The 6,328-nt window shown below is 70.3% G+C and carries 8 protein-coding genes and 1 pseudogene; 3 read left to right on the top strand and 6 right to left on the bottom strand.

Translation table 11 applies throughout. The features are described from left to right. Positions 1-423: hypothetical protein (locus ACWEN3_RS38675; protein ID WP_452981083.1), on the top strand; the 423-nt coding region annotated here is incomplete at its 5' end. On the opposite strand, the gene ACWEN3_RS38680 is transcribed toward ACWEN3_RS38675, so the two are convergent. From ACWEN3_RS38680 to ACWEN3_RS38695, 4 genes are all read right to left on the bottom strand, one after another. Further along, a complete protein-coding gene (locus ACWEN3_RS38680) occupies positions 424-1,050 on the bottom strand; it encodes a LuxR C-terminal-related transcriptional regulator (protein WP_452981086.1) in 627 nt (208 codons plus the stop codon). A gap of 148 nt (positions 1,051-1,198) precedes the next feature. Further along, a complete protein-coding gene (locus ACWEN3_RS38685) occupies positions 1,199-1,858 on the bottom strand; it encodes a hypothetical protein (protein WP_452981089.1) in 660 nt (219 codons plus the stop codon). 156 nt (positions 1,859-2,014) lie between these two features. Further along, a complete protein-coding gene (locus ACWEN3_RS38690) occupies positions 2,015-2,473 on the bottom strand; it encodes a hypothetical protein (RefSeq protein ID WP_452981092.1) in 459 nt (152 codons plus the stop codon). 585 nt (positions 2,474-3,058) lie between these two features. Next, the gene (locus tag ACWEN3_RS38695) at positions 3,059-3,238 is read right to left on the bottom strand and encodes a hypothetical protein (RefSeq protein ID WP_452981095.1); all 180 of its coding nucleotides are present in this window, start codon (positions 3,236-3,238) and stop codon (positions 3,059-3,061) included. A 367-nt stretch (positions 3,239-3,605) separates the two neighbouring features. Between ACWEN3_RS38695 and ACWEN3_RS38700 the strand changes: the two are divergent. Further along, positions 3,606-4,095 (top strand): annotated as a pseudogene (locus tag ACWEN3_RS38700) (Gfo/Idh/MocA family protein); the annotation flags it as partial. Between the two features lie 190 nt (positions 4,096-4,285). On the opposite strand, the gene ACWEN3_RS38705 reads toward ACWEN3_RS38700, so the two are convergent. Next, the gene (locus tag ACWEN3_RS38705; RefSeq protein ID WP_452981098.1) at positions 4,286-4,756 is read right to left on the bottom strand and encodes a winged helix-turn-helix transcriptional regulator; all 471 of its coding nucleotides are present in this window, start codon (positions 4,754-4,756) and stop codon (positions 4,286-4,288) included. A gap of 117 nt (positions 4,757-4,873) precedes the next feature. On the opposite strand from ACWEN3_RS38705, the gene ACWEN3_RS38710 reads away from it, so the two are divergent. Beyond that, positions 4,874-6,043 carry a thiolase family protein gene (locus ACWEN3_RS38710; RefSeq protein WP_452981101.1) on the top strand — a complete coding sequence of 390 codons (1,170 nt, stop codon included), beginning with the start codon at positions 4,874-4,876 and terminating at the stop codon, positions 6,041-6,043. Between the two features lie 4 nt (positions 6,044-6,047). Here ACWEN3_RS38710 and ACWEN3_RS38715 read toward each other — a convergent pair. Continuing rightward, positions 6,048-6,328, bottom strand: a 281-nt coding sequence (locus ACWEN3_RS38715; RefSeq protein WP_452981104.1) for a VTT domain-containing protein, incomplete at its 5' end; no start/stop codon positions are given.

A 6,328-nucleotide genomic window follows, 5' to 3' on the forward strand; every position in this document is an offset into this window, starting at 1 on the left:
TCCGGTTCGGGCAGTTGGCCGAACGACTGCTCCAGCACCGTGCGCCGTCGGGCGGAGATCCAGCGCCACGCCCAGGCGACCGAGGTGAACACATTGGGCAAGGTGATCTTGCGGAGCGTCGCTCTCGCGGCCGCAGCCTCCGCCTGCCTCGCGGCCGGCGTGTGCGGCGCATCGGCGAGTGAGGGAACAGGAACCGGCTCGCCCCAGGCGAATTCGGTACTTCGCTGCTATGCGACGTCGAAAAATCCCCAGGCACCCGTCTGCTACCGGCTCTCGGCGAAAGCGGAGTTCCGACACGGGCAAATGGTTTACATTCCCATGCTCATTCAGGTGCCCGCGCCCTCGCATCCGTCGTCCGTGACCATAGTCAACAGCCTGAACGACATTCACCCGAACGAAGACTCACAAAACGCGCCAATGTAGTCATTCCGTGGGATCGCTGTCGATTATCCCGTTCTCCAGGGCGAAGCGGGTGAGTTCGGCCCTGCGGCGTGAGCCACTTTTTCTTCGAAGTCGTTCCAGGTGCGTGTGAACCGTGTTCTCGGTGATGTTCAGTTTCGCGGCGATCTCGCGATCTGTCGCGCCGCCGGCCACCAGCTGCAAGATCTGCTTCTCTCGCCCGGTGATATGCGGAGGAGGCGCGGGTATGCTCCGACCGGCCAGGCTCGCGCCGAAATAGTCTCGTCCTGAAGCGACGACGCGGACGGCCGCCACCAGTTCCGCGGCCGTGGTGTGCCGGCTCAGATATCCGCGGGCGCCGGCCTTGATGCACAGCACGGCGTCGGACTGCGCGCCGGACGGCGAGATCACGATCACGGCGTGCCCCTGTCTGTACAGTTCGGTCACTTGGCGAGAGGTCTCCTGGTCGCGGGCTTGCGAGGTGATCAGGAGAACGACATCGACGTCATTCGTCGGGGTAGTGAACTCATCGACGCAGGTGGCGAACGTGGTGATGTTCAGATCCGGCTGGGCACCGATGGCCTGTGCGAGACCGAGCTGGAGGAGCGGCCAGTCGCAGATCACGGCCAGATGTGTCTCGGATGGGCTCATCGGAGCCTCCAGCGTAGGCGCGGCCAGGGCACCGGCCACGTGACATGGCGCAACAACGGTGGCGACGCGAACCGCCCGATCTCACAGTCGGCCCTTCCACGAAGAGCGGCACCCCGGATGACCCGAATGGGACCCAGGAGTCCCGTGGTCAGCTGTCCGCGTCGCCGTCCTGGCCGCGGGCGGGCCGACGGGTCCACAGGGACAGGTCACTGCTGGTCGCGACAGCGAGAGTCTCCCCGGAGGGCGAAAACCCGACGGCTCGGAGTTCGGAGCGGTCGGAGTGGAATATGTGCCACCACTGCTCTCCGTGCGGACCGGAGTGCGGCAGTCCGCCGTCGAGGGACAACAGGACGCGATCAGCGGGCCAGACAGGGGTGACGACCTCCAGAATCCAACTGTCCGCGGTGGTGGTGTGGAGCCCCCCGCCGAAGAGCCCGGCGATGTGCACCCTGGCGCCGGCGACGGGGCCCAGCCCAGGGCACGTCAGATCGGCGGTCGCGTCGGGGGTGTCGTCGGCCGGGTCGGGATCACGGTCCCTGGCGATCCTCGCGCCCGTGACGGCGTCGAAGAGGCCGTGACCGTCGTGCGAGACGACCATCACCAGATCGTGTCCGCTGCCGGGATGCGACGCGAAGCCGATACCGAGAAGACCGCCGACAGGGACGCACGGCTGGAAGACCGGCCGCCAGGGTTCGGGCGCGGCCACCACAGGGGCGGCGAGCAGCCGGTCCCGCAAAGCCTGTTGGTACGCGGAGAGACCCGATTCACACCCTGCTTGCTGGGCCTGAGCCCTCTTGTTCCGCTTCATCACCTGCCCATGATCCCGGCTGCGCCGCCGAGGCCCGGTGCCCGGGAGGATGCACCGGGCCGAATTCGACCTGGACCGGGCCGACATCGACGCCGGCCGCGTCCTGGCCCGGGCCACAGCTCCGTCCGCGTGACCACCGGCACCGACGCGCCCAACTCAGTGTTTCAACACTCCTTGTCCGTGCGCGGGCCGCGCCCGGTCCGCTGCGTACGGCTGCTTCGAGGGGGCACCGGGAGCCGCCGGGCTTCCCAGCCAGGCGAGGCAGGCGAGGACGAACAGCCCTTCGACGATCAAGGACAGGGGGCCGTACGGCGCTTCCCAGCCGGGTTCGTAGTAGCCGTCCGGCAGGCCGACGGTGCGCGACAGCAGAAAGCCGATGACCATGCCGATGCTGACGGCCGCCCCGGTCAGCCAGGCAACCATAGGGCGCCTCAGGGTCACGAGTCCCACGGCCACGACGAGCATGACGGCGCTGCCCAGGGCGAACAGGAGGCCGATGTAGAACTTCTCTTCAAGGTGATCAGGAACGAGGAGTGCGTGCAGCACCACGTTTCCGAGGGCGCAGCATGCCCCCACGCCTCTGAGGGTGACTTCGCTGGCGGAGGTGGAGTTCATGGTGGCTCCGGCTAATTGGCGCACGGAGCAGACCGACCGGGCGCACCTCAGCCACAAGCCGCAGGTTCACCTCTGCTCGCCGCTCGCCGCCCGTGCCCCCGCTGGACCGGCTCCATGCGTGTGCTCACCGCGCGGTTCGACGCACCACGCGCCGGGTGGCGGGGCGAGCGTTGCTGTGATCTTGTTGCTTCCCAGACAATGCAGATAACGGATGGTCGAACAGGAATACCTGATAGACGGCGCGGACCAGTTGCGGGGCCCTGGCCGCCATGGGTGGGAAGGGACAGTTGCGCAGCCGCAGCGGGCTGGGCGCGGTGCGCTCCGGCTCGAAGCCGGACTCCTGAGAAGCGCCGCCCGGTCAGTGCGGAGTTTCGCCGCAAGCGACACTCGGCAGTGGTGCTGTTGTGCAGGGGATGCTTCCTCCTGTGGAGGGATACGGAAACGACCTTCAACGGGATTGCGTCCGGCACGCGCAAATAGCTTCCCTCCACCAGGGACACGCGGCCCGCACCGCACACCAACGACCGAGGGCGTGACGCCGCCGGCCACGGAGATGCACGCCGGCACGCTCGTGCACCTGCGGGCTCAGGCCGCCTCGATGACCGCCTCGCGGATCGCCGCGGCCCACTCCACGACCAACTGCTCGTACTCCGCGCGCTCCTGGGCCGAGAGGGAACCGCCCGCACGCAGCCACAGCGCCCGGATCTGCTCGTTCACCTCGGCAGCAGAGCGCACGGAACCAGAGAGCATGGAATCGGGGGACATGCGGAACAGCCTAGGGGCAAGCACTGACACAGCGCTACCGCGTCGCTACGCAGAACGTATGGGGTTGGTCACCGGGGTCGCGAAGTCAGCTGTCCGCATGTGCCAAGTGCCTGGGACAGCTGGGGATTTGCGCAGGTCGGAGGTGGGTGGCCAGGCGTCCGGAAGTTGTCCGAAAGGGGGACGTCGTCAGCCGGGCGTCAGCGCCGCGTGCGGGCTCAGGGCGTCCGCGGAGACCGGGCGATGATGAAGGCCGCGTTCCGGTGCATCGCCTTGGCCGACAAGCCTTGCGGCTCGCGGTGTTGACCGGCCCGGTCGCCGACCCTGCGTTGCGGCGCGGGGAAAGCGCTTGTCGGAAGCGGGGTTTCGTCTGGCCCGGCCTGCGTTCCCGCCGTCGCGGAGGAGTGCTGAACCGCCGCCCGTCTCCCACTCGCCCCGCTCCTCGACCCCGCCCACCGGTAGGCGCATTCGGTCGCCGTCATCGGCACCGGTGCCATCGCGCGCGGATCCCATCTGCCCGCGCCGGCGCGGCTCGCGCGGGAGGGTGATACGGAGGTGGCCGCCGCCGCCGTCGGCATCGACCAGCGTGCGGTGGAGTCGTTCTGCGCCGAGCGCCGGATCCCATGCTGCGCCGGGCGTGGACGGTGGCCGCGTTGCGCGCCGGTGCCTGGGGGCGGTGCGAGAAGCCGCCGGTGCCCTCGCTCGCCGACTTCGACGCGATCGAGGCCGAGGAGGGCGCCGGCTGCGGCCCGTACGCGGCGATCGTCTTCCAGCACCGGTTCGGCTCCGGCGCCCGGCATGTGCGCCGGCTGCTCGTCGAAGGAGAGCTGGGGCGCCCGCTGGTGGCGCACTGTCAGACTGCGCCCCGCGGGCCGAGGGGGGCGGCGGATCGAGGTCCACGACGTCGGCCCGGAACCCGGACGCTGACATGGACCGGCATCGCCGCCGCGGTCCGGCGGCACGTGACCGGGAATGGCGGCCGGTGAGACGGTCTGGCTCGGTGGCCGTCGGGGTCGTGCGCAGACCAAGGAGCGGCCCCGGCTTCGCCGTTCAGGCCGCCGAGGGCCCCGACAGTGTCCAGCCCGGGGCCTGGGGGTGGGCGGTCAGGTCCTCGTGGTGGACGGGGGCGCCGCAGGCCCGGCAGGTGACCAGTGGGATCAGTTCGTTGCCGCAGGCGTGTTCGACGGCCATGGGCAGGTCGACACCGTGGCGGAGATGGCGGTCGCCCCAGTCCTTGAGGGTCATCAGTACCGGTTCCAGCTCCAGGCCCGCCTGCGTGGGCCGGTACTCGAAGCGCTGGGGGCGCTCGCTGTAGACGCGCTTGGTGAGGACCCCGGCGTCCACGAGCCGGCGCAGCCGCGCGGCCAGGATGTCGCGGGGTGCGCCGATGTTGCGCACGAGCTGGTCGAAGCGGCCGTTGCCCAGGCACACCTCCCGCAGGACCAGCAGGGAGTACTTCTCGCCGACCAGCGTGAGGGCGTCGGCGATGGAGCAGGGGCGCGGGTCTTTCGTGGCGGCCATGCGGCCCAGTCTAGATCAGGGTTTGATTTTCCAACTCTCCGAGCTATGGTGAGTTTGGATTTCCTACTCACTAGTAGCCGCGCCCATGCCGGCCCGGTCCACGCAGGAGGCCGCACCATGCGAGACGCAGTCGTCGTCGAAGCCGTACGCACCCCGATCGGCAAGGGCAAGCCGAACGGCGCCCTCGCCCACGTCCACCCCGTGCAGCTGCTCGCCCACACGCTGCGCACCCTGGTCGAGCGCTCCGGTGTCGACCCGGCGCTGATCGACGACGTGATCGGCGGCACCGTCGACCAGGTCGGCGAACAGGCCATGAACACCACGCGGTACGCCGTCCTCGCCGCGGGCCTGCCCGAGTCGGTCCCGGCCACCACGGTCGACCGCCAGTGCGGCTCCTCCCAGCAGGCCGTGCACTTCGCCGCGCAGGGCGTCATCTCGGGCGCGTACGACCTCGTGGTCGCCTGCGGGGTGGAGTCGATGAGCCGGGTGCCGATGTGGTCGAACGTGCCCGCGGGCAAGGACCCGTTCGGGCCCGGCGTCGCCGAGCGCTACCCGGAGGGCCTGGTGCCGCAGGGGATCAGCGCCGAGCTCATCGCCGCGAAGTGGTCCCTCACGCGCGCGCGGATGGACGAGTTCGCGGTCTCCTCCCACCGCAAGGCCGCCGCCGCGTGGCAGGCCGGGCTCTTCGACGCCGAGGTCGCGCCCCTGGACGGCGTGGCCCGTGACGAGTGCGTGCGCCCCGACAGCACCCCGGAGATCCTCGCCGGCCTCAGGCCCGCCTACCACGACCCCGGCTTCGCCGAGCGCTTCCCGCAGATCGAGTGGAACGTCACGGCGGGCAACGCGAGCCCCGTCAACGACGGTGCCTCCGCCGTCCTGATCACCTCCGGCGACACCGCGGCCCGGCTCGGCCTGCGCCCGCTCGCCCGGCTGCACAGCTTCGCCGTCACCGGCTCCGACCCGCTGCTGATGCTCACGGGGGTCGTCCCGGCCACCGAGAAGGTGCTGCGCAGGGCGGGGCTCGCCCTCGGCGACATCGACCTGTTCGAGGTCAACGAGGCCTTCGCCGGCGTGGTTCTCGCATGGCAGCAGGAGACGGGCGCCGACCTCGCCCGGGTCAACGTGCACGGCGGCGCCATCGCCCTCGGCCACCCGCTCGGTGCCAGCGGCACCCGGCTGACCACCACCCTGGTCCACGCGATGCGCGAACGCGGCGCCCGTTACGCGTTGCAGACCATGTGCGAGGCGGGCGGACTCGCCAACGCGATGATCCTCGAAGGCGTCTGAGCCGTCAGTGGCCCCGCAGGTGGTGGCGCTTGCGCCAGGCCACCACCGTGCCCACCAGCGCCGGTACGGCGATGCAGGCCATCGCGAGCAGGAAGGCGGGGGACGTCGGAGCCGAGGCACGCGCGCCGGCGACCGCGTAGGCGGCGGTGTTCGGGATCGAGCCGAGCGCCGTGGCCAGCAGGAACGGCATCCAGCCCATGCGGGAGACGGCCGCGCAGTAGTTCGCCGCCCAGAACGGCACGCCCGGGAAGAGCCGGGCCGCCATCATGGACCGGAACCCGCTCC

It is taken from the genome of Streptomyces sp. NPDC004561 (genome assembly GCF_053602155.1).